This is a genomic window from Streptomyces sp. NPDC041200 (genome assembly GCF_055591805.1).
In genome coordinates, this window is sequence record NZ_JBVIZF010000002.1 from 813,184 (window position 1) to 831,961 (window position 18,778).

The 18,778-nt window shown below is 71.5% G+C and carries 16 protein-coding genes and 1 riboswitch; of the genes, 7 read left to right on the forward strand and 9 right to left on the reverse strand.

Going from position 1 to position 18,778, the window contains the following annotated elements:
* Positions 1 to 66: 66 nt before the first annotated feature.
* Together ACZ6CL_RS08900 and ACZ6CL_RS08905 are read right to left on the reverse strand one after the other, a co-directional pair.
* Positions 67 to 1,074: an acyl-CoA dehydrogenase family protein gene (locus ACZ6CL_RS08900; RefSeq protein ID WP_468932960.1), complete on the reverse strand. Its 1,008-nt coding sequence runs from the start codon at positions 1,072 to 1,074 to the stop codon at positions 67 to 69.
* Positions 1,075 to 1,489: 415 nt separating this feature from the next.
* The gene (locus ACZ6CL_RS08905) at positions 1,490 to 1,756 is read right to left on the reverse strand and encodes a hypothetical protein (RefSeq protein WP_468932962.1); all 267 of its coding nucleotides are present in this window, start codon (positions 1,754 to 1,756) and stop codon (positions 1,490 to 1,492) included.
* 458 nt (positions 1,757 to 2,214) lie between these two features.
* Here ACZ6CL_RS08905 and ACZ6CL_RS08910 point away from each other — a divergent pair, with 458 nt between their 5' ends.
* Positions 2,215 to 2,784, forward strand: coding sequence for a DoxX family protein (locus ACZ6CL_RS08910; protein WP_468932965.1), 570 nt, complete (start codon positions 2,215 to 2,217; stop codon positions 2,782 to 2,784).
* A gap of 229 nt (positions 2,785 to 3,013) precedes the next feature.
* On the opposite strand, the gene ACZ6CL_RS08915 is transcribed toward ACZ6CL_RS08910, so the two are convergent.
* Positions 3,014 to 3,631, reverse strand: coding sequence for a CGNR zinc finger domain-containing protein (locus ACZ6CL_RS08915; protein ID WP_468932968.1), 618 nt, complete (start codon positions 3,629 to 3,631; stop codon positions 3,014 to 3,016).
* Between the two features lie 115 nt (positions 3,632 to 3,746).
* On the opposite strand from ACZ6CL_RS08915, the gene ACZ6CL_RS08920 reads away from it, so the two are divergent.
* Both ACZ6CL_RS08920 and ACZ6CL_RS08925 read left to right on the forward strand, forming a co-directional pair.
* On the forward strand, positions 3,747 to 4,073 hold the full coding sequence (locus ACZ6CL_RS08920; RefSeq protein WP_468932971.1) for a hypothetical protein: 327 nt from the start codon (positions 3,747 to 3,749) through the stop codon (positions 4,071 to 4,073).
* Positions 4,074 to 4,099: 26 nt separating this feature from the next.
* Positions 4,100 to 5,023, forward strand: a complete 924-nt coding sequence (locus tag ACZ6CL_RS08925; RefSeq protein WP_468932973.1) for an alpha/beta fold hydrolase — start codon at positions 4,100 to 4,102, stop codon at positions 5,021 to 5,023.
* 6 nt (positions 5,024 to 5,029) lie between these two features.
* On the opposite strand, the gene ACZ6CL_RS08930 is transcribed toward ACZ6CL_RS08925, so the two are convergent.
* Complete coding sequence (locus ACZ6CL_RS08930) at positions 5,030 to 6,091, reverse strand: C40 family peptidase (RefSeq protein WP_468932975.1); 1,062 nt, start codon at positions 6,089 to 6,091, stop codon at positions 5,030 to 5,032.
* Positions 6,092 to 6,326: 235 nt separating this feature from the next.
* Here ACZ6CL_RS08930 and ACZ6CL_RS08935 point away from each other — a divergent pair, with 235 nt between their 5' ends.
* Complete coding sequence (locus ACZ6CL_RS08935; protein WP_468932978.1) at positions 6,327 to 6,680, forward strand: hypothetical protein; 354 nt, start codon at positions 6,327 to 6,329, stop codon at positions 6,678 to 6,680.
* Positions 6,681 to 6,870: 190 nt separating this feature from the next.
* Entirely contained in the window at positions 6,871 to 7,587 is a 717-nt protein-coding gene (locus ACZ6CL_RS08940; protein WP_468932980.1) for a L,D-transpeptidase, read from the forward strand.
* 60 nt (positions 7,588 to 7,647) lie between these two features.
* Here the strand turns inward: ACZ6CL_RS08940 and ACZ6CL_RS08945 are convergent, their stop codons facing one another.
* Positions 7,648 to 8,838 carry a C40 family peptidase gene (locus ACZ6CL_RS08945; protein WP_468932983.1) on the reverse strand — a complete coding sequence of 397 codons (1,191 nt, stop codon included), beginning with the start codon at positions 8,836 to 8,838 and terminating at the stop codon, positions 7,648 to 7,650.
* A 7-nt stretch (positions 8,839 to 8,845) separates the two neighbouring features.
* A riboswitch (cyclic di-AMP (ydaO/yuaA leader) is annotated at positions 8,846 to 9,023 on the reverse strand.
* A 183-nt stretch (positions 9,024 to 9,206) separates the two neighbouring features.
* On the opposite strand from ACZ6CL_RS08945, the gene pcrA reads away from it, so the two are divergent.
* On the forward strand, positions 9,207 to 11,720 hold the full coding sequence (gene pcrA, locus ACZ6CL_RS08950; protein ID WP_468932985.1) for a DNA helicase PcrA: 2,514 nt from the start codon (positions 9,207 to 9,209) through the stop codon (positions 11,718 to 11,720).
* Between the two features lie 36 nt (positions 11,721 to 11,756).
* Here pcrA and ACZ6CL_RS08955 read toward each other — a convergent pair whose 3' ends face one another.
* Together ACZ6CL_RS08955 and ACZ6CL_RS08960 are read right to left on the reverse strand one after the other, a co-directional pair.
* Complete coding sequence (locus ACZ6CL_RS08955) at positions 11,757 to 13,427, reverse strand: M23 family metallopeptidase (RefSeq protein WP_468932987.1); 1,671 nt, start codon at positions 13,425 to 13,427, stop codon at positions 11,757 to 11,759.
* 184 nt (positions 13,428 to 13,611) lie between these two features.
* Positions 13,612 to 14,472, reverse strand: coding sequence for an esterase/lipase family protein (locus ACZ6CL_RS08960; RefSeq protein ID WP_468933347.1), 861 nt, complete (start codon positions 14,470 to 14,472; stop codon positions 13,612 to 13,614).
* 235 nt (positions 14,473 to 14,707) lie between these two features.
* On the opposite strand from ACZ6CL_RS08960, the gene ACZ6CL_RS08965 reads away from it, so the two are divergent.
* Positions 14,708 to 15,118, forward strand: a complete 411-nt coding sequence (locus tag ACZ6CL_RS08965) for a cobalamin B12-binding domain-containing protein (protein WP_468932989.1) — start codon at positions 14,708 to 14,710, stop codon at positions 15,116 to 15,118.
* A 188-nt stretch (positions 15,119 to 15,306) separates the two neighbouring features.
* Here the strand turns inward: ACZ6CL_RS08965 and ACZ6CL_RS08970 are convergent, their stop codons facing one another.
* Both ACZ6CL_RS08970 and ACZ6CL_RS08975 read right to left on the reverse strand, forming a co-directional pair.
* Complete coding sequence (locus ACZ6CL_RS08970) at positions 15,307 to 16,995, reverse strand: DUF5691 domain-containing protein (protein WP_468932991.1); 1,689 nt, start codon at positions 16,993 to 16,995, stop codon at positions 15,307 to 15,309.
* Positions 16,992 to 18,695: an SWIM zinc finger family protein gene (locus tag ACZ6CL_RS08975; RefSeq protein WP_468932993.1), complete on the reverse strand. Its 1,704-nt coding sequence runs from the start codon at positions 18,693 to 18,695 to the stop codon at positions 16,992 to 16,994. The genes ACZ6CL_RS08970 and ACZ6CL_RS08975 overlap by 4 nt, the downstream gene beginning before the upstream one ends.
* Positions 18,696 to 18,778 lie beyond the last annotated feature (83 nt).

Here is an 18,778-nt window from a genome sequence, read left to right on the forward strand (position 1 = left end):
CTGCTGTAGGTGGGCGGGCTGCCGTAGGTGGCTGGGCTTCTGCCGTAACCGGTCGCCTCGGAGGCGTCAGATGAATTCGGTGATGTTTTCCTCGACACCCAGCACGGCGCGCCCGAACACCTCCTTGTTGACCACCGGGCTGGCGAACGCGTGCCGACTGGCCGTCTGGATGTCGCGGACGATGCCTCCGAGCGGATTCGCCTCGGCGAACGCGGAGGCACCGTGCGCGGAGACCAGGAGGTCGACCGCCTCGCAGCACTGGGCCACCACATGTCCGAAGTGCATGCGGACCCGGGCGCGGGAGACGACATCGGGGTACGTCCCGGCGGCGGCGTAGGCGTCGATGCTCTCAGCCGCGCTGTGGGCCAGAGCGGTAGCCGCGTCCACGCGTGCCGTCGCCTCGGCGACAGCCAGCTGGAACGCCGTGGAATCGCTGCGCCTGCCGTAGGTCGTGAACGAGATACCGCGTGTCGACGCGTCCTTCGAGACGAGTTCCAGCGCGGCGCGGGCCATCCCGATGTAGGGGCCCATCATGTGGGTCACCAGGGTCGGCAGGAACGCCGTCCGATACCGGGGGCTGCCGGCGCCGCCCTCCTGGAGCGCGAGATCACCGCGGACGGCCGGCATCACGGACAGCACACGGTGGTCGGGTACGAAGAGGTGTTCACCGGAAAGGGTGTTGCTGCCGGTGCCACGCATCCCCGTGGTGAACCAGGTGTCCTCGACCCGCAGTTCGCTCATGGGGATGAGAGCGAAACCGAGATCTCCGTCGTCCGGGTGGTGCCCTTTCTCCGCCGCGTCGGGCCGGGGAAAGCCGAGCATGGCCCACTGGGCATGTGCGCAGCCAGACGCGGGGCTCCACCGTCCGCTGACCGTCCAGCCCCCTGCCACGCGGTGCGCCGTCGCGCTGGGAGCAAAGACCGAACACACCCGCGTGTCAGGCCCGTTCGCGTACACCTCCGCCTGGCCGGCCTCGGGGAACAGCCCGACTAGCCAGTCGCCGCAGCCGAGAATCCAGTGCACCCAGCCCGCGGACGGGTCCCCCTTCGTCACCTCGATCGTGGTGTCCACCATGGTGCGAAGGTCGCATTCCCACCCCCCGAACCGCCTCGGCACCCACATTCGGGACAGTCCGGTTCCGGCGAGTTCGGCCATGACCGGATCGGTCAGGCGGCGTCGTTCATCGCCCGCGACGCGATTCCGCTCCAGTAGTCCGCGGAGTGCCGTGGCACGGCTCACGAACCCCGGACCCGGCGTATTCGCCGAATTCGGCACATCCTTGGCGGTCATTATTGCCGCCTCCGCAGCGCTCATCACTTTTCCTTCTCGCCAGCGGATTTCCCGCGCAGCGATTACAGGGCACCCGCGCGGCATGGGACATGGAAATTGACTGCCCTGTCGAGCAGTCCGGGGAGCGCCCTTGGTGTGGCGGCTTCCCCGGACTGGTCGGGATTTTCGACAGTCGTCAAGCGGACGGCAGGTCGGGAAATCAGCCGCCCAGCGTACCCACGGCGGATTCCGCGATGGGGGAGAGGACATCGTCCGCCATCTTCCCGTGAACCTTGAGGTTGCCCGCCGGGTCGGTGAGCATGCTGGTCACCTCCCACGTGGGGTCACTCAAGTGGTACATCTCGACGTGGTGCCACAGGGCGCCCGCGGACTCCCCGACCGGGCTGGTGACAGAGCGCGACGGCGTCTTGTCATGCGCCGAGGCGGTGCCCGTCCCGGCGAAACCCGCGAGCGCGCCGGCCGCCACCAAAGTCCCCGCGGCCCGCATCAGTCGCCGTCGGCCGTTCGAAGGGCGACCGGTTCGTACCTCGCTGAAAGACGCAAACATGGACTCTCTCTTTCTGTGCAGGGGGTCTGCCATCGCCCTCTGGCGCTTGGTGAAGAGTTCACCAGCCCACCGGGGGCCTGGCGTTTCTCGCCAGTTGCCTGATGGTGAAAGATCAATCACGACGTCAAAATCGCGGTATTGAGAGGCAGTTGACGCGTGAGCCACCTCGATGAAACTGCGGGGAAACGAATCTGACGCCCGCTTGACTACGGCCGTCCAAAGGAAGAGGCCTGTTGTACGCATTCACGCCCTCCGCTGGGTCATTTCGGGATTTGAACGCGAACAACGGTCATCGGACGATCCGCCGGCACCTGTCCCGTGACGGCATTCCGCAAGATCCGTACGCAGGTCCCCCTCTGACTCAAGGAGCTCCGTTCATGCCTCCCACTCCCGCCGCTGTTGACGCACCGGCCATCAGCCCCGAGTCTTCGGCCGCTGATGGACCCACCCCCACCGCATCGGCGCACGCGTACGACACCGGGCTCTTGTTGCTCCGGATCGTGCTCGGGCTGACCATCGCGGCGCATGGCTCGCAGAAGCTGTTCGGCTGGTTCGGCGGCCTCGGCCTCGACGGCATCGGCAAGGCATTCACCGGCATGGGGTATCCGGCGGGCAGGACGATGGCCGCCATCGCCGGGATCACCGAGATGCTCGGCGGAATCGGCCTGGTGCTCGGCGTGATCACGCCGCTCGCGGGTGCCGCTGTTTTCGGCACGATGGTCAATGCCGTCGTCGTGGACGCGAGCGGCGGTTTCTTCCTGCCCGAGGGCGTGGAGTACGCGGTGGTGCTCGCCGCCGGCGCCGCGGCCCTCGCCCTGACCGGTCCCGGCCGGTACGCCGTCGACCGGCTGCTCCCGGGGCTGCGCGCACACCGCCTCACATACGGGGTGGCGGCCTTGCTGCTCGGCGCCGTGCTGGCGGCCGGGACTCTTCTGACGCGCCACTGAGCACGGAGGGCCGAACAGTCGTGGGCAGCGGCGCCATTGGCTGCCATCACGACTGTCAGGAGAGGCCCGGCCGGGTGCGGTGCGCCGTCCGAGCCACGGCGCACCGCACCCGGCCACTGACGAGTTGTCGGCCGCGCCCACACCGGGTTCACGAAGTCGAGGACGGCGTCGAAGTGCTCCTCGTGGGACGCCGCGAATCCGGCGCGCCAAGGGCGATGCTGTCCCGGCGTCAGCTCATCCGGTCGCCGTGCCCGGCCGCGGCGCCGTCTCGCGCCGCCTTGAGGTTCGCCTTCTTCACCTTGTTTCCGCAGGTCGCCATGGAGCACCAGCGCCGCCGCCGACCCCGGCTGGTGTCCAGGAAGAGCCCCCCGCACGTGCGCTGCTCGCAGCGCTTGATCACGCCGTCGCCATGGCTGCCGTGGTGGGTGCCCAGCGTCGTGACCGCGTCGACGGCGACGACGGCCAGCGCCGCGCGGGCGGGGTCGGTGTCCGGAAGGCGCCACCGCGCCCGCCCGCCGGTGAGGACGAGCCGCGCCCGGTGACGTGCGGTCCAGCGGTTGAGCAGGTCCTCGTCCGCCGGGTCGGGCACGCCGTCGGCGGCGATGGCGGTGCCCGCCCGGTGGATGGCCTCGCGCAGCTCGCGGGCGTCCCGCAGGAGCGCCTCGGAGGGGAGCGGCATGTCCGCGCTGCCCAGCTCGTTGACGGCGAGCCACGCCCGTAGCCGCTCCGGGGTGGCGATGCGCTCCACCACCGCGTCGCCGCGCCGCTCGCTGAGCGTGGCGACGAAGCGGAACGAAAGGATCTCGTTGCCGAGCCGGAAGTCTCCGGGGGTGGGTGAACCGGTCATGGTGGTTCACCCTAGGCGCTCCACCGCACGGAGGTCAATGTTTGACATCGCCTGAGCGAACTGTTTAAACAGGTTCACATGAACCAGTTGAAACAGTTCCCCGGTGGCGTTGTGAGTGCGAGCGGATCCCGCCCTCTTCATCGCGCGAGGCGTTGTCGCCGGGATCGGCGCCGGCACGCTCTTCAAGGGCGCGGTCGCGCTGGTCACGAATGCCGCGCCCGCGGGCGTGCGCGCCGAGGCCCTGGCGACCTTCTTCCTCGCCGCCTACACGGGCCTCGTCCTCACCTCCCTCGGACTCGGCCTCGCCGCGCAACTGACCAACCCGACGACAGCGACGCTGTGGTTCTCCGGCTTCCTCGCCGCACTCCTCACCGCGATCGCCTTCCTCAACCGGACGGCTGGCGGGGCCGGTCGCCGCCCTTCACCGTCCCCGTCACCGTGACCCGACACCCGCGCAAGGAGAACAACATGACCACGACCACCGCCCGCCCGCTCACCGGCTTCGGCACCGTGACCGGTGTCCCCTGGCTTCCGGACGGCTTCACGGACGTCTTCGACAGCAGCCTCGTCCGCGTCGGCGACGTCGCCCTCCACACCGTGCGGGGCGGCGCCGGGCGGCCGCTGCTCCTCGTCGGGGGCTGGCCGCAGAACTGGTACGTGTGGCGTCACGTCATGCCGCGCCTCGCCGAACACTTCCGCGTCGTCGCGGTCGACCCGCGCGGCGTCGGACCGTCCGACAAGCCCCGCGAGGGCTACGACACCGGCACCGTGGCGGCCGAACTCGTCGCCCTCATGCGGGCGCTCGGCCACGAGCGCTTCGCGATGGCCGGGCACGACGTCGGCATGTGGATCGGCTACGCCCTCGCCGCCGACCACGGCGACGCGGTCGAACGCCTCGCCCTGCTCGACGCCATGATCCCGGGCCTCGCGCCCAACATCCCCGTCTTCGGCCCCGAGGCGCAGAACGACCTGCTGTGGCACTTCGCCTTCAACCGGAAGCGCGGCATCAACGAACAGCTCGTGCGCGGCCGCGAGCACATCTACTACGGCGACCAGTTCCGCACCAAGGCCGCCCGGCCGCTGCCGGAATCAGCCGTCGACTTCTACGTCGAAACGCTCGCCCGCGACCCCGAAGCGCTGCGCGCCAGCTTCGAGTTCTACCGGGCCACGGACGACAACATCGCCCAGAACGAGCGGCGCAAGCGGAATCCGCTCCGTATGCCCGTCCTCGGCGTCGCCGGAGCCCGCAGCCAGGGCGAACGCCTCGGCGCCCTGCTCGACCCGGTGACCGAACACCTCGACAGCGTCGTCCTTCCGGACTGCGGGCACTATGTGCCGGAGGAGAGCCCGGAGGCTCTGCTCGATCACCTGCTGCCGTTCCTTCGCCCCTAGGCGCTTTCAGGCAGGGCGGGCCGCGCCCGCGAAGGGCATCTGGTCGATCGGGGCCACCCGGACCGGAGCGCCGGGGCGCGGCGCGTGGATCATCTGGCCATTGCCGATGTAGAGGCCGACATGGCTGACGCCGGAGTAGAAGAAGACCAGGTCACCGGGGGCGAGTTCGCCGCGCGAGATGCGGCGGCCCGTGTTGATCTGGGTGTAGGTGGTACGCGGCAGGGACACCCCGGCGGCGCGCCAGGCGGCCTGGGTCAGCCCCGAGCAGTCGTAGCCGTACGGACCGGTCGCGCCCCAGACGTACGGCTTGCCGATCGCCCCGTACGCGAAGGAGATGGCGCGGGCCGCCCGGCCGCCCGTCCGGGCGGGGGCGCTGTGCCGGGGCGTCGAGGCGGCGTCGCCCTGGGCGGCGTGGAGGCGGTCGCGCTGCTGGCGGGTCAGCTTGGACAGCAGCGCGTCGGCCGCGGCCAGCTTCTCCTGGACCGTGTGCTTGTGGCGGGCCGCGGCCGCCTGCGCGGCGCGCAGCGTACGGAGGCGGCCGGTCGCCTCGTCCCGGATCCGGCGCAGCGACCGCTCCTCGCGGGTGATGTTCGCGATCGTCGCTGCCTGGCGGTCGCCCGCGCGGTCGGCGAGCGAGGCGCGCTGGAGGTACTGGCCGGGGGAGGAGGAGAGGGCCAGCTGAAGGGCGGGGGCGACGGTGCCGGAGCGGTACTGGGCGGTGGCGAAGGCGCCGAGGGCGTTGCGCGCGGTGTTGAGGCGGGCGGTGCGGCGGCCCGCCTCGTCGCGTAACCGGTGGAGCGACCGCTGCGCCTTGTCGGCCGCGGCTCGGGCGCCGTCGTACTTCTCGGTGGCCTCCTCCGCCTCCCGCTGGTACGCGTCGACCTTCGCCTTCGCCTGGGCGGACGTCAGGCGGGGCTCGGCGTGCCCGACGCCCGGGAGGGCGGTCGCGGAGGCGGCGCCCGCGAGGGCGAGGGTCGCGGCGGTCCGGAAGGTGCTGGTCCGGAGGGTGGTGCCGGTGAGCGACGGGCGGTGCCGCTGCTTCGGCTTCGTGGGGGGCTGCGGCGCCACTGCGGCGACTCACCTTTCGTACGGGGAGAGGGGGCTTCCTGGAGGGGAAGCTAGGCCGGTCGGTGGCGCGGCGCGCTGGGATGAACGGAGCTGGACGGATTCGTCCCCCCGGTAGCACCTGCTGATCGCGGGGGCGGCGTGACGAGGGCAGGATCGGGGCGGCTGTGACCGATGTGCCGATCGGGGCGCACCCGGGTGACTGGCGGTGATATGTGCGGCGCTAGTCTCCGGTGCCATGGACGTAGTCATCAATGTGTTCGTCGGCCTGCACATCGTCGGCATCGCCGCGCTGCTGGGCGGCTTTCTCTCCCAGCTCACGGCGATACGCGGGGGCGGCGCGCGGATGACGCCGGGGATGCTGCACGGCGCCCTGACCATGCTGGTCACGGGAGCCGCCCTGGTCGGGCTGAACCAGGCGGACGATCAGACCGTGAACACGGTCAAGATCGGCATCAAGCTGGCGCTGCTGGTCGTGATCCTCGGCCTGGTGTACGTGAAGCGGGACGAGGAGAAGGTGGAGCCCGCGGTGTTCGGCGCGGTCGGCGCGCTGACGACGGTGAACATCTTCATCGCCGTGCTCTGGACCTGATCCTCTGCCTGATCGTCTGCCTGATCGTCCGGACCTCTGGACCTGACAGTCCATCAGTTTGTCTCATGCCGCCGGACCCCCGACCAGGGGGTGCGAAGGGGCGGAATGGGGGAAATCGCACCTGTAAGCGCAACCCGACGCACCCTTCGACTGTCTTACCCGTCAAGGGCAAGCCCGGAGGGAGCGCGCAATGGGGGCAGAGGGAAGATTCGCGGCATGGCGCCGCCGCACGGCGGTCGCGTTGGGCATGGCGGGCATGGTGGTGCCGCTGACCGTCGCACTCGGTGCGGCACCGGCGCAGGCGGCGACGTCGTGCACGGCGGGCACCGGTCCGTATCAGAAGCAGGTGGAGAAGTTCCTCGGTCGTCCCGTCGACGGTCGGCAGTCCTCGGGGGACTGCCGCGCGACGCAGAGGTTCCAGGTCAACCACGGCATCAGCCCGACCATCGGCTACGCGGGCCCCGTCACCTGGGGCGTCATGAAGCTGATCAACGCGCAGAACGCGGCGGGGCGTAACCCCAACGCGGCGCGCAAGTGCCCCACCAACAAGGGCCGCATCGCCTGCGTCGACCTCACCCGCCAGCTCAGCTGGGTGCAGGACGGCTCACGGCTGGTGTTCGGCCCCGTGCCGGTGCGCACCGGACGGGACAAGTACGAGACCCGCACCGGACTGAAGAAGATCTACTGGCGGAACAAGGACCACTGGTCGACGATTTACGACGTGGCCATGCCGTACAGCCAGTTCTTCGACGGAGGCCAGGCCTTCCACTCCATCGCGGGAAGCGTGTGGTCGCCGCCCGGCTCCCACGGCTGCGTCAACATGCGCTCCGGTGACGCGCAGAAGTACTGGAGCCTGTTGCGGAACGGCGACGACGTGTACGTGTACGGGCGCAAGCCGGGCACGTGACCTGGGGCGGTGTGGCTGCCCGATGCGCGGGCGGCCACACCGCTCGCGGCGGCAGAGGGCTTACGCGGGCCGCACGCTCCCGTAGATCGGCATCTCGGTGATCGGCGCCTTCTTCACCACGTCCCCCGGCTTCGGGGCGTGGATCATCATGCCGTCGCCGATGTAGAGCCCGACGTGGCTGATGTCGTCGTAGAAGAAGACGAGATCACCGGGCTTGAGTTCGGAGGTCGAGACGCGCGTACCGGCCTTCACCTGGTCCCACGTGGTGCGCGGCAGCGAGACACCGGCGGCCTTCCAGGCGGCCTGGGTGAGCCCTGAGCAGTCGTAGGAGTTGGGGCCGGTGGCGCCCCAGACGTACGGCTTGCCCAGCTGGGACTCGGCGAAGTCGATCGCCTTGGCGGCCTTGGTGCCGTTCGTGGGGGTGGACGAGCCGGTGCTGGAACCGGAACCGGAGGAGGAATCGGAAGAGGAACCGCCGCTCGATTGCTGTTCCTGCTCCTGCTGCTTCTCCTCGGCCGCCGCCTCCCGCTGCTTTTCGGCCAGCTCGGCGGCCTTGCGCCGCGCCTCCTCGGCCTTCTTCTTCTCGATCGCCGCCAGCCGCGCCTTCTCCTTGGCGGTCAGGCTGGCCAGCAGCCGCCGGGCCTGCGCGAGCTTGTCCTGAACGGACTTCTTCTTGGTCTTCAGCTCTTCCTGGGTCTCGGTCAGCGACGCCAGACTCCGGGCGGCCTCGCTGCGCTGCTTGGCGGCCTTCGCCGCCTGCGTCTGGAAGTCGTCGACGGCCCGCTTCTGTGAACCGGCCATCCGGCTCATCAGATGGGACTGGTCGAAGAGGTCCTGCGGGTCGTTGGAGAACAGCAGGCTCGCGGCGCTCGAGGTCATGCCGCCGTTGCGGTACTGGGCCGCGGCGTAGGTGCCGAGCGTGCGGCGGGCCTCGTTGAGCTTCTCCGTGTTCTCGGCGACATCGTCCAGCAGCCGGTTGACCTTGGTGCGCTGCTGCTCGGAGCGCTCCTTGGCGGCGTTGTAGTGCTGGGTGGCGGATTCCGCCTGGTGGTAGAGCGAGTCCACCTTCTCCTTGACCGCCTCGATCGACTGCGTGGCGCCGGGCTTCGGGTCACCGGGGGCGGCGTTCGCGGTCTGGGAGAGGAGGGTGACGGAGGCGAGGGCGGCGGTGGTGAATCCGACGGCCGTGCGGCGCCCGGTGGACGAGGCGTAGGTGGGTATTCGGGTCCGCGGCTTGCGGTGCGACGCCAAGGGAGGCGCTCCTTCCGTGGACCGCCTACCGGGTTAGCTGTCGGGTTCGGGCGGTACGGAAGGTTGCCCTACGGCCTCTGTGGAGGGACGACGTGTCGTACGCGTCGTACCGCCGCTCGGGCCGATTCACCCCGGTGTTGCGTTGTTGGGTCCCCGGCTCCGGGCGCTTTGGGCGTGGCCGGACTCGGCGGAGGCCGCCCGGGCCGACGCGGTTCGCCGACGGGTGTACGGGCTGCCTGAGGGAGGACCGTAGCCAACTCGTGGGGCTCCTGTGAAGGCTGTTGGCCGATATGCCCGAAACCGTTTCGTGACATCCCTACGCGGTCCATGCGTAGGCTGTCAGTGTGGCGCCCTAGACTCGGTGAGCGATGAGCAGCCTCTTTGACGACAGCTTCCTGGCGAACCTCGGGCCTCCGGACGAGGAGCCCCCGCCGCCCGAGGATTCCGCACACCCGGGCCCGGCCGGTGGTTCCGGTGACCCCGGTGATTCCGGCGGCGAAGAGGTGCCGCACCACCTCTTCACGGGCGCTTTCGACGCTCCGGTGCCGAGCGGCCCCAGAGAGGCGTACTACCGGGACGGCGCGCCCCGCCCCGCCATCGACCCGGCGGCGCTGCTGGAGGGGCTGAACGAGCAGCAGCGGGCCGCCGTGGAGCACACCGGCTCGCCGCTGCTGATCGTCGCGGGGGCCGGGTCCGGCAAGACCCGGGTGCTCACCCACCGCATCGCGTATCTGCTCGGCACCCGCCATGTGCACCCCGGCCAGATCCTCGCCATCACCTTCACCAACAAGGCCGCGGGCGAGATGAAGGAGCGGGTCGAGGAGCTGGTCGGCCCGCGCGCGAACGCCATGTGGGTGATGACGTTCCACAGCGCGTGCGTGCGCATCCTGCGCCGCGAGTCGAAGAAGCTGGGCTTCACCTCATCGTTCTCGATCTACGACGCCGCCGACTCGAAGCGGCTGATGGCGCTGGTGTGCCGGGATCTCGACCTCGACCCGAAGAAGTTCCCGCCGAAGTCGTTCAGCGCCAAGATCTCCAACCTGAAGAACGAGCTGATCGACGAGGAGACCTTCGCCGGTCAGGCGGCGGACGGTTTCGAGAAGACGCTCGCCGAGGCGTACGCGATGTACCAGTCGCGGCTGCGCGAGGCCAACGCCCTCGACTTCGACGACATCATCATGACCACGGTCAACCTGCTCCAGGCGTTCCCCGACGTCTCCGAGCACTACCGCCGGCGCTTCCGGCACGTCATGGTCGACGAGTACCAGGACACCAACCACGCTCAGTACACGCTGGTGCGCGAGCTGGTCGGCACGGACACGGACGAGATGGAGGCCGGGGAACTGTGCGTCGTCGGCGACGCCGACCAGTCGATCTACGCGTTCCGGGGCGCCACGATCCGTAACATCCTCCAGTTCGAGGAGGACTATCCCAGCGCGCGGACGATCCTGCTGGAGCAGAACTACCGCTCCACCCAGACCATCCTGAGCGCGGCCAACGCCGTCATCGAGCGCAACGAGAACCGCCGCCCGAAGAACCTGTGGACCGAGGCGGGCACCGGCGCCACCATCACCGGCTACGTCGCCGACACCGAGCACGACGAGGCCCAGTTCGTCGCCGACGAGATCGACCGGCTGACGGACGCGGGGGACGCCCGGGCCGGGGATGTCGCGGTCTTCTACCGCACCAACGCCCAGTCCCGTGTCTTCGAGGAAATCTTCATCCGGGTCGGCCTGCCGTACAAGGTCGTCGGCGGCGTCCGCTTCTACGAGCGCAAGGAGGTCCGCGACGTCCTCGCGTACCTGCGCGTGCTGGCCAACCCCGAGGACGCCGTACCGCTGCGCCGCATCATGAACGTGCCCAAGCGCGGCATCGGCGACCGTGCCGAAGCGATGATCGACGCGCTCGCGTCGCGCGAGAAGATCACCTTCCCGCAGGCGCTGCGCCGCGTCGACGAGGCGTACGGCATGGCCGCCCGCTCGGCGAACGCGGTCAAGCGGTTCAACACGCTCATGGAGGAGCTGCGGACCATCGTGGAGTCGGGTGCGGGCCCGGCGACCGTCCTGGAGGCCGTGCTGGAGCGCACCGGCTATCTGGCGGAGCTGCAGGCGTCCACCGACCCGCAGGACGAGACCCGCATCGAGAACCTCCAGGAGCTGGCGTCCGTGGCCCTGGAGTTCGAGCAGGACCGGGGCGAGGAGAACCCCGGCACGCTCGCGGAGTTCCTGGAGCAGGTCGCGCTCGTCGCCGACTCCGACCAGATCCCGGACGAGGACGAGGAGGGCGCCGGGGTCATCACGCTGATGACGCTGCACACGGCCAAGGGGCTGGAGTTCCCGGTGGTCTTCCTCAGCGGCATGGAGGACGGGGTCTTCCCGCACATGCGCGCGCTCGGCCAGACCAAGGAGCTGGAGGAGGAGCGGCGGCTGGCGTACGTGGGGATCACGCGCGCCCGCGAGCGGCTGTATCTGTCCCGGTCGACGATGCGCAGCGCGTGGGGCCAGCCCGCGTACAACCCGCCGTCCCGCTTCCTGGAGGAGATCCCCGACCAGTACGTGCGGTGGCGGCGCACCGGGCCCGCGACTCCGTCGGCGACGATGGGCGCGATGTCGGGCGGCGGGACCATGTCGGGCGGCGGGGCGGGGCTGTCGTCGTCGCGTTCGCGGGGCGGGTCCTCCGCGTCCGGTTTCGCGACGCGGCGGGCGAAGGACCGCCCGGTGGTCTCCCTCACCATCGGGGACCGGGTGACGCACGACTCGTTCGGGCTCGGCACGGTGGTGTCGGTGAAGGGCACCGGGGACAACGCGGAGGCGACGATCGACTTCGGCGGCGAGAAGCCGAAGCGGCTGCTGCTGCGGTACGCGCCGGTCGAAAAGCTCTGAGCGTCCTGGTCCTGGGGTGGGGGCCGTGGGGGCCGGTCAGTTGGGGTCGAGGCCGTGGCTCTGCAGCCACGGCTGCGGGTCCACGGCCGCCCCGCCGCCCGGGTGCACCTCGAAGTGCAGATGCGGGCCGGTGGAGTTGCCGGAGCTGCCCGAGTAGGCCATGACGTCCCCGGCCTTGACGGTCCCGGAGCGGATCTTGGTGCTGCTGAGGTGGCAGTACCAGGTCTCCGTGCCGTCAGGAGCGGTCAATATGACCATGTTGCCGTAGGCGTCGTTCCACTGGGTCCGTACGGTGCCGTCGGTCGCCGCCATGACCGGCGTGCCCTGGCTGACCGGGAAGTCGATCCCGGTGTGCAGGGACATCCAGTTGATGCCCGCCTGGCCGTAGCCCGCGCTCAGCCCGTGCTGCGCCACCGGCAGTGCGAACTTCGGCCGCATCGCTTCCTTGCGCGCCGCCTCCGCGGCCTTGCGCTTCTTCTCGGCCTCCTGGCGCTCCTTGAGGTCGATCCGCTCCTGGGTACGGCTGGCGCGCTCCCGGAAGTCGTTGACGCCGTCGTCGACCCCGGCGAGCCGGGTGTCCATCTCGCTGTTGGCGACGGAGGCCTTGACGGGCTGTACGTCGGGGGCCGCGGCCTGGGTGGTCGTGTCGTCCTTCTTGTCGCTGGAGATGCCGCTCACGGAAGCGGCGGCCACGGCGGTGACGCCGAGCGCGCAGACGGACGGGACGGCGACGGTGAGGAGTGCGGAGCGCTTGGGGCGGGCGGGCGCGCTGCGGCGGCGGGCGCGGCTGCCGGAACGGGTGGCGGTGGCGGTGGCGGCTGCGGGCGGCGGCGTGATGTCGGCGACGGGCTCGGGGGCCGGGTCGGGTTCGGGTTCCGGCTCGGCCACGGCTTCGAAGACGGCGGTCTGCTGTGGCTCGTCGTATGGCTGCTCGTCGTACGGCTGGTCGTCGTACCGCAGCTCGTTGTACTGGAGCCCGTCGTGCTCGTTGTACTGGGGCTCGCTGTACTGCGATTCGTCGACCGTGGCGTAGGCCGAGGTATCCCAGAACTGGGTATGCCCGGTGTCGACGCCGGAGGTGTCGTACGCGGCGTTCTGACTGATGACGTCGTACGCGCCCGTGTCGTAGTGGCCCGAATCGGCCTGTCCCGTATCGAACTGCCCGGTATCGAACTGCCCCGTGGCGTCGTAGGTGCCCGTATCCCACTGATGCGATTGATGCGACTGGGTGTCCCAGGCGCCGACGTCCCAGTGGCCGCCGGTGTCGTCCTGCCGCTGGGTGGGGACGTCGGTGGGCAGGTGATAGCCGGAGGCGGCCCACATCGCGCCGGTGTCGTAAGCGCCCGTGTCGTACGCGCCGGTGTCGTAGGCGCCCGTGTCATACGCACCGGTGTCATGCACGCCGGTGTCGTAGGCCCCGGTGTCGTACGGGGTGCCGCCGCTCCACTGGGTCGCGTCGTACTGGCCGCTGTGCCCGCCGTGCGGGTCGCCCTGGCCGTCCCCGTAGCTGCCAGGGAGCGAGCCGAAGAGGGGATCGGCCTCACCGTACGCGGCCCCGAGGTTATCGAAGCTGCCGGTGGGGTAGCCGTCATACCCGGCGTGGCCGTGCGCTGTGCCCTGCTGCTGGCCGTAGGCCTCGTCATAGGAGTACGAGGCGTCGGGAGCGGGGACGGCCGGGGTTGCCCCCGACGGGTGACGGTCGTTCACCACCAACTTCTCTTTCGCCTCGGCTGCAGGAGAATTAGCGGCGACTGTACCCGGCGGTACGCGGGAGCGACAATCTTCAGCAAGTTTTGGGCTGCACAGGAAAGGGCATTTGGACCTCTTTCGGTTGACTGTGCGCCCACTCTTGGCCCGGCGTTCGACGGTTGTTCGGCAATTTTCGGTCGTATCAAGCGACCGAGAAGGCGCCCGAAGTGTCCGTCCGCGCGGCATTGGAGGCATCCAGCGCCTCCCGGATCCCGGCTGCGACGGCCGAGTGCACCGGCAGGGCGAGATGTCCCACACCGCTGACCCGGATGTTGCGGAAGATCAGATCTGGATGCTCTATGCGGGCGACTTCCGCCGGGATCATCAACTGATCCACATCGCTCCAGAAAGAAACGAAACGCGTACGGCATTCGGGGGCAGGCTGCCTCAACTCCGTTATCACCTCGGAGTCCGGGCACATCTGACGCACGAGCGGATGTGCGGACAACAAGGGCGCGACGCGGGTGCCGGAATGCGGGGTGCCCAGCGTGACCAGGGAGTGCACGCGTGCGTCGCCGCCCAGCCGCTGGACGTAGTAACGCGCGATCAGCCCGCCCAGGCTGTGCCCCACGATGTCCACCTGGCTGTGGCCGGTGCGGGCGCAGGCGTCCTCGACATGGCGGGCCAGTAGCGCGGCGGCGGTGCGGAGGTCGCAGGTCAGCGGCGAGTAGTTGAGGGCCTCGACATGCTGTCGGCCGTTGCGGAGGAGAGAGCGGCGCAGCAGCACGAAGACGGAGCGGTTGTCGATGAAGCCGTGGAGGAGCAGCACGGGTCGGTGCCCCCGGAGGTCGGGCGGGGGCGTGGCGGGCGGACGCTCCTGGCGGAGGCCGGTGGGGTAGAGGAGGAGGTGTCCGGCGAGGATTGCCAGATCGAGCGCGAGAGCCCGAACCCGACCACTCCCGTTGCATACGAGGCCCACGCGACCGCCCCCTTTGTGCCCTGCGCCCTGTGCCCTGCGAGCAGCCCATGGCTGTGCTCGAGGTCGATGACCGCGCCGTCGCACCGGCGGCGCCATGCCCATGCCATGCCGCCGTCCATGCGGCTGCCGGGCGGCGCTGCGCGGTGCGACGGTCCCCGCTGCGGCTCCCCTTGGTGGCCGACCCGAGGTCGAAGGTGTTTCAGGTGTGATTTCCCCCTCGCCGCGCATCGCGAAACTGCCGGGTAGGGGATGCATGCGGGAAGCTGGAGATAACGTTCGTTCACGCGGGTGCGCGCGCTGCTAGAGCTTGGAGGCTGCGATGGGTGTGACCGGTCCGATCCGTGTGGTGGTGGCCAAACCGGGCCTCGACGGCCATGATCGCGGCGCGAAGGTCATCGCGAGGGCGCTGCGCGACGCGGGCATGGAGGTCATCTACACCGGCCTCCACCAGACCCCCGAGCAGATCGTCGACACCGCGATCCAGGAGGACGCCGACGCGATCGGCCTCTCGGTCCTCTCCGGTGCCCATATGACCCTGTTCACCAAGGTGCTGGAGCTGCTGCGGGAGCGCGAGGCGGAGGACATCAAGGTCTTCGGCGGCGGCATCATCCCCGAGGCGGACATCCCCCTGCTGAAGGAGCAAGGCGTAGCGGAGATCTTCACCCCCGGCGCGACGACGACGTCGATCGTCGATTGGGTCCGCGAAAACGTCCGCCCCGTAGCGGCCTGACCCAGACCCGCCGCCGATCGGGCCCTCGGCCCGCGCGCGGGAGCAGCGCCCGCCTCCTCGGCCGGTATCGCCGCTCGCAGCGGCGGAGACCCATGCGGGGCCCGCCCTGCAGGGGGCCCTCCGACCGGCGGAGGCGGGCCGGGGTCCGGGGCGGAGCCCCGGTTTCGGGAAGGGGCGGGGTGGGGGAATCAGCCCCCGGCCAGTTCCGCGCGCATCGCCCCCCTCAACCTCAGCGTCCCCACCAACCGCTGAAACGCCTCCGACCAGTACCCCCCGGCCCCCGGCGCCGCCCCCTCCGGCTCATCCGGCAGCGCGGTCAGCATCTCCAGGCGGTCCGCCTGCGCCGGGTCGAGACAGCGCTCGGCCAAGCCCATGATCCCGCTGAAACTCCACGGATAGCTGCCCGCGTCCCGCGCGATGTCCAGCGCGTCCACGACCGCCCCGCCCAGCGGCTCGGCCCACGGCACCGCGCACACCCCCAGCAGCCGGAACGCGTCCGACAGTCCGTGGGACGCGATGAAGTCGGCGACCCAACGGGCCCGTTCCTCCGCGGGGAGGGCGGACAGCAGCTTCGCCGGGTCCCGCCAAGCCGCCGCCGCGGGCTCACCCGCGGCGGCCGGGGGCGAGCCCGGCGGACCGAGGAGCGCGCGCGACCATTCCGCACTGCGCTGCCGCACGGCAGCCCGGCACCAGGCCGCGTGCAGGTCCCCCTTCCAGCCGTCCGCGACCGGCAGGGCCACGATCCGGTCCGCGCTCAGCCCGCCGAACCACTCGGACCAGCGGGCCAGCGGCGTGGCCTCCACCAGCTGACTCAGCCACCAGGACCGCTCCCCCCGGCCGGACGGCGGCTTGGGCACGACGCCGTCGCGCTGCATCCCGCTGTCGCACCGCACCGGTGGCTCGACGGTGATCTGTCCGGTGGCCGGGGCCGACGACAGGGCCTGGGCCGACGACAGGGCTGGGGCCGGGGACAGGGAGACGCAGGCCCCAGACCGCTCCGCCATCCGCGCGGCATACGCGGAGCCGGGAAGCGCGGCCAGCAGCTCGGCGGCGGTCGCCCGGACGTTCCGGCTGCGGTCCGACAGCGCCTGCTCCAGGAAGGGTTCGTCGGAGGCCACGAGGTCGTCGCGGAGCGAGTCCAGGAACATCAGCCGGTCTTCCGCCCGCTCCGTGGACCAGGTGCCGCTGAGCAGGGCGAGCCCGGCCGCCGGGTCGCGATGACGCGTCCTGGCCAGCAGCGACACCCGCTCGGCGAACAGCCCCTCCTCCCAGCGCCGCCGCACCTCGGCGGCGTCGGCGGCCGCCCCGCCCGGCTCCGACGCGGGCGCCGTGCCCCGCCCGGGCCCACCCCGCAGCGCGAACTTCCAGTCCGGGTTGAGCCGGGCGAGCCACAGCGCCCGGGGCCCGCCGAGGGTGAGCGCCTCGGGCCGCAGATCGGTACGGGCGCGGGCGGCGTCGAGCAGGGTGGGGAGCAGCGCGTCGGGCGCGCGATAGCCGTGCTGGTTGGCGAGGGCGAGCCACTGGGGCAGCAGCTCTGCCAGATCGGGGGCGGAACGCGGCCCGCTGCGCCCCGGGGACGAACGGTCGGCGAGCAGCATCGCCAGCCGACTGCGGGCGGCGGGCGGAAGCGCGGGGCGCGGGTCCTCGGGCGCGGGGGCCGGGCCCGGCCGGGCGGCGGCGGGGCGCAGCCCGGCCCGCCGCCGTACGGTGCTGAGCGCGGCGGCGTCCAGCAGGGCGGACGCCGCGTCCTGCCCGGGGCGCGCGGCGACGGGCGGGGTGCGGCGCTCGGTGCCGAGCAGGGCAGCGGCGACGAGGTCGTCCCACGCCACGGGCGCGGATGAGGCCGTGGTCGCGGATGCGGATGCGGTGCTGGTCAACGCGTGCCTCCGTACGAGGTCGGGCCGGTGCCCGTGGCAAGCGGGACGGGTTCCGGATCCCAGGTGGTGAGGGGCGTGATGCCGCGGTGCCCGCACTCGCCGAAGACGGTGAGGGGGCGGCCGCCCGATATCGCCGTGAGCTGCCACAGGTTCGTGTGGCCGAGGCACCTCGGATCGACGGGGAGCGCGATCCCGGCTGCCTCGTCCGCCAACTGCCAACCGTCCTCACCGGCGGGGACGGGCGTGACGCCGGAGAGCACGACGGGCCAGCCCTCCAGCCAGGGGTCGTCGCTCAGCGCGTCGCCGTAGGCGGCGAGCGCCGCCGCGATGCCGCCGCCGTCGGGCACCCCGCCGGGTGCCGGGGCTCCGGCGTCCGCCCCGCCGACCCGGCCGACCCCGCCATTCGCGGAGGCCACCGGGGGCCACCCGGGCGGCAGTGGGGGTTCGGCGGGCGGATACCGCGTGCCCAGCGCCGCCCGCAGTGGGCGCGTGCCCGGGTAATAGACGAGGTCCGCGTCGAGCACCAGCCCGGGAGGCAGGGCCAGCTCGGGGGGCCGCCCCGCCGCGCCGAAGGACAGCAGCAGCGCCATCCGGCCCGTGGTCCGGCCACGGAGCCAGATCCGCCGGGTGGTGAGCTTGCCGTCGCCACTGTCCTGGCGGCCCAGGACGAGCCAGTGGTCCCGGACCGGCTGCCCGTGCGCGAGCAGCTCGGCCACCGGCATCGTGACGCCGACCCGTGCGCGCGTGGTGGCGGCCAGCTCCTCCGGCAGGCTGTCGAAGTGCAGGAAACCCTGGTTGAGCAGGTGCGCCAAGGCGCATTCCTCCAGCAGACGGGCGGGCCAGCCGGGGCCGGAGGAGGGGATCGCGCCCAACTCCCGCACCCGCGCCTCCAGGCCGGGGGCCTGGGCGTCGACCATGCGGGCGGCCGTCTCGTCCCACGCCCCGTATCCGGCGCTGTCCGCCGTGGCCAGACCGTCGCGCAGCAGGTCCGCCAGCCGCTGCTCCAGCTCGGTGGCGCCCGCCGCGATGCGCTGAGCGCGCCGCTCGGCCCGGCGCCGAGCCGCCCCCGGACCGGCACCCCCGCCCGCGCCACCCGCACTGCCCGTGCCGCCCGCAGCACCCGCAGCGCCCGCGCTGCCCGTACCGCCCGGGCCACCCACGCCGCCCGTGCCGCCCGCAGCGCCTGTGCCGCCCACGCCGCCCGCACTGCCCGTGTCGCCTGCGCCGCCCGCAGCACCCGCGCCGCCCGGGCCGTTCGCGGCGCCGGGCCCGTGACCTCGGCCGCCACCGGGCGCCTCGTCGTCGTCCCCGGCGGACTCCGCACCCCTGCGCGCGGCCCCCACCGCGCGCTCGCGCCGCTCGTCGAGCCACTGCTCGGCCCACTCGGGCGGCTCCCCGCCCTCCGGCACCCCGGTCCCGCCCGACGCCCAGAGAAGCAGCAGCCCGAGCGCGTGCTTGCACGGGAACTTCCGGCTCGGACAACTGCACCGGTAGGCGGGCCCGTGCAGGTCGACCACCGTCCGGTACGGCGTGCTGCCGCTGCCCGCGCACAACCCCCAGACGGCCCGGCCCCGAGCCCCCGCGCCCGTACCCGACCACGAAGCGGCCCCCGCGAGCCTGCCGCCCGCCTTGCGTGACGCGGTGTCAGGCGCCAGGGCCAGCACCTGTTCCGCCGTCCAGCGTTCCCCCTGCGGATTCATGTCTGCGACGGTACGGGCACCCACTGACAATTGCCGTGACCTGCGGGTTCGTTGAGGACGGGCCGGTTGTCAGTGGGGTGGTG

Bases quoted from the DNA above. Each gene is read 5' to 3' on its own strand.
- ACZ6CL_RS08975 (WP_468932993.1), bottom strand. From the start codon at position 18,695: ATGAATCCGCAGGGGGAACGCTGGACGGCGGAACAGGTGCTGGCCCTG.
- ACZ6CL_RS08940 (WP_468932980.1), top strand. From the start codon at position 6,871: ATGGGGGCAGAGGGAAGATTCGCGGCATGGCGCCGCCGCACGGCGGTC.
- pcrA (WP_468932985.1), top strand. From the start codon at position 9,207: ATGAGCAGCCTCTTTGACGACAGCTTCCTGGCGAACCTCGGGCCTCCG.
- ACZ6CL_RS08925 (WP_468932973.1), top strand. From the start codon at position 4,100: ATGACCACGACCACCGCCCGCCCGCTCACCGGCTTCGGCACCGTGACC.
- ACZ6CL_RS08900 (WP_468932960.1), bottom strand. From the start codon at position 1,074: ATGGTGGACACCACGATCGAGGTGACGAAGGGGGACCCGTCCGCGGGC.
- ACZ6CL_RS08915 (WP_468932968.1), bottom strand. From the start codon at position 3,631: ATGACCGGTTCACCCACCCCCGGAGACTTCCGGCTCGGCAACGAGATC.
- ACZ6CL_RS08910 (WP_468932965.1), top strand. From the start codon at position 2,215: ATGCCTCCCACTCCCGCCGCTGTTGACGCACCGGCCATCAGCCCCGAG.
- ACZ6CL_RS08965 (WP_468932989.1), top strand. From the start codon at position 14,708: ATGGGTGTGACCGGTCCGATCCGTGTGGTGGTGGCCAAACCGGGCCTC.
- ACZ6CL_RS08935 (WP_468932978.1), top strand. From the start codon at position 6,327: ATGGACGTAGTCATCAATGTGTTCGTCGGCCTGCACATCGTCGGCATC.